This is a genomic window from Candidatus Eisenbacteria bacterium (genome assembly GCA_016867495.1).
GTDB lineage: Bacteria > Eisenbacteria > RBG-16-71-46 > CAIMUX01 > VGJL01 > VGJL01.
Genome location: VGJL01000280.1, coordinates 1 through 2,564, shown reverse-complemented (window position 1 = coordinate 2,564; position 2,564 = coordinate 1). Strand labels below are relative to the sequence as shown.

The 2,564-nt window shown below is 69.4% G+C and carries 3 protein-coding genes; all 3 read left to right on the top strand.

Translation table 11 applies throughout. The features are described 5' to 3' along the window. Positions 1–31: 31 nt before the first annotated feature. The 3 genes from FJY88_13430 to FJY88_13420 are packed head-to-tail and all read left to right on the top strand — an operon-like array spanning position 32 to position 2,467. A complete protein-coding gene (locus FJY88_13430) occupies positions 32–526 on the top strand; it encodes a hypothetical protein (protein ID MBM3288328.1) in 495 nt (164 codons plus the stop codon). Beyond that, on the top strand, positions 510–1,484 hold the full coding sequence (locus FJY88_13425; GenBank protein ID MBM3288327.1) for a hypothetical protein: 975 nt from the start codon (positions 510–512) through the stop codon (positions 1,482–1,484). Before FJY88_13430 ends, FJY88_13425 begins: the two co-directional genes overlap by 17 nt. Next, positions 1,481–2,467 (top strand): VWA domain-containing protein, encoded by a 987-nt coding sequence (locus tag FJY88_13420; GenBank protein MBM3288326.1) that lies wholly within the window; start codon positions 1,481–1,483, stop codon positions 2,465–2,467. Before FJY88_13425 ends, FJY88_13420 begins: the two co-directional genes overlap by 4 nt. Positions 2,468–2,564: the final 97 nt, after the last annotated feature.

Below are 2,564 nucleotides of genomic sequence, written 5' to 3'. Positions count from 1 at the left end.
GATGCTCTTCAGCGACCGGATGGAGAAGTGGGTGCCGCCCAGGAAGGGGAGATCCCACATCCTCCGGATCGTCCGGGAGGTTCTCTATCACAGGGGCCAGGGGACCGGAACGAGTCTGCGCGAGGCTCTCGAGCGGGCCACCAGGATGCTCCGCAGGCGGAGCCTGCTCTTCGTGGTGAGCGACTTCCTGTGCGATGAGCCCTACGAGAACGCGCTCCTCCTGGCCGCCCGCAAGCATGAGCTGGTCCCGGTCGTCCTGATCGATCCGCGGCAGGAGGATCTCCCGCGCATCGGTCTGGTGGAGGCCTACGACCTCGAGAGCGGGCGCCGGCGCCTCATCGACACCTCGGATCCCAGGGCGCGCGCGGCCGCGGCGTCGAAGGGGCGGGCGATGAGGGCCGCCCGGGCCACCCTGTTCCAACGGGGCGGTATCGATGGCGTCGAGATCCGGCTCGACTCCGATACCGTGGCGCCTCTGGTCGCTTACTTCCGCCGCAGGGAGGCTTGGCGTGCCGCCGGCCGGTAGAAGCCTCCTCGCCTTCCTCGCAGGGGGTCTCCTCTTCGTCGGATCGGGGTGCGGAGCCCGTGACGAGCCGGTCGCGGCGTCCCCATCGATCAGGGTCGGGCTCGATGCCGACTCTGCCGGCCTCGGGGATCCGGTCGGGCTGCGCATGTCCGTGACCCTTCCCGAGGGCGGCTCGATCGTCTTCCCGGAGGCAGGGGATAGCCTGGGCGGGTGGAAGATCCTGAGGGCTGATCCCGTCCGGCGGATCCGCAAAGGCCGGTGGGAGAGGCTCGAGAGGAGGGTCGAGATCGCGGCCTACCGCCTGGGCGACGTGGGGCCCGACACTGTGCGCCTTGTGGGCCTCTCGCCCGCGGGCGATTCGCTCCGCTTCGCCTACGCTCCCGGCCGGCTCTCCGTCATCGGGCAGATCGCCTCCGGCGAAGTCGATCCTTCCCGGCTTCGCGACATCAAGGATGTCGTGAGAACCGGTCCCCTCGTCTGGCCGTGGCTCGTCGCGGGAGGCGTCGTCGCGGCCGCCGGGATTGCCGCCTTCCTGCGAGGCCTCCGCAAGAGAAGGAAGAAGGCGGTCGCGAGCGCTCCCCTTCCCGGGCCGAGCCCGGAAGAGGAGTTCGACGAAGCGATCGCCTCGCTGCTTCGGTCGGGGCTTCTGGAGGAGGGCTTGTATCGGGAGTTCTACTACGGTGTCTCCCGCGCGGTGCGAGCCTATCTCGAGAAGAAGCATGCGCTCCCCCTGCTCGAGTCGACGTCGACCGAGGTTCTCGCCATCCTGCTGCCGCGGGTCGCCGGGCGCGAGGCGAGGCAATCCCTGCGCGATTGGCTCGCGGAGGGGGACCTGGTCAAGTACGCGCGGCTCGAGCGGCTGCAGGCCGAGGCGCGAGCCTATCTCGATCGGTCGCGGGGGCTGGTGCAGCTCCTCGCGGCGGGCGCTCCCTCTGATCCGGGAGGAGGCGCGCCGTGAGCTTCGGGCACCCCTGGGTCCTCGCTTTCCTCCTCCTTCCCCTCGTCTGGGCGTTTTGGCGGATTCGTTTCGGCGGCCGGCGAGACAGGGCCGCGGCCCATCCGTTCCTTCAGCTACTCCCGGAGTCGCGAGGCTTCAGAGTGCGGGCCCGCCAGTCTCTGCCGATCTTGAGGGCCCTCGCGCTGGCGGTGCTCATCGTCGCGCTGGCGCGTCCCCAGTTCGGGGAGCGGGAGGAAGTCGTCGTTTCGGAAGGGATCGACATCATGCTGGCGATCGACATCTCCGGGAGCATGAGGGCGGAGGACTTCCAGCCCGACAACCGGCTCCAGGTCGCCAAGCGCGTCGCCCGCGAGTTCATCGAGGGGCGCAAGGGGGACAGGATCGGTCTGGTCGTCTTCGCGTCGAGCGCCTACACGCAGTGCCCGCTCACGACGGACTACGGCGTCCTGCTCCGCATGCTCGACGAAGTCGACTTCGGCGGGATCAAGGATGGGACGGCTGTGGGGATGGCCATCGCGGCATCCGCCAACCGGCTCCGGGAGGCGGCCTCCCCGAGCCGCGTCGTGGTTCTCCTGACCGACGGCCGCAACAACGCGGGGACGATCGATCCGCTCACGGCGGCGCGCTTGGCCGACGCGGTGGGAGTGCGGATCCACACGATCGGAGCCGGGGGGCTCGAGGACGCGCCCTATCCGGTCGAAGACCCCGTCTTCGGCAGGAGGTACGTGCGGATGCCGGTGCAGATCGATGAGGAGACGTTGAGGAGGGTCGCGCAGGCGACCGGCGGCTCCTACTTCCGCGCAGTCGACGCAGGCGCCCTGGCCGAGGTCTACGGCCAGATCGACGCGATGGAGAAGACCCGAGTCGAGACCCGCACCTATGTGGACTACAGCGAGTTCGGGAGCGCGCTCCTGCTCCCGGCGCTCGCCCTGCTTCTTCTGGAGATCGCCCTTGGCGCGGGCCCTCTCCGGAGGCTTCCCTGAGGTGAACGGCCATGCGCTTCGCTGAGCCCGCATATCTGTGGGGACTGCTCGTCATCCCCGCGCTTCTCATGCTCTATCTCGCGGCGGAGAAGCGGCG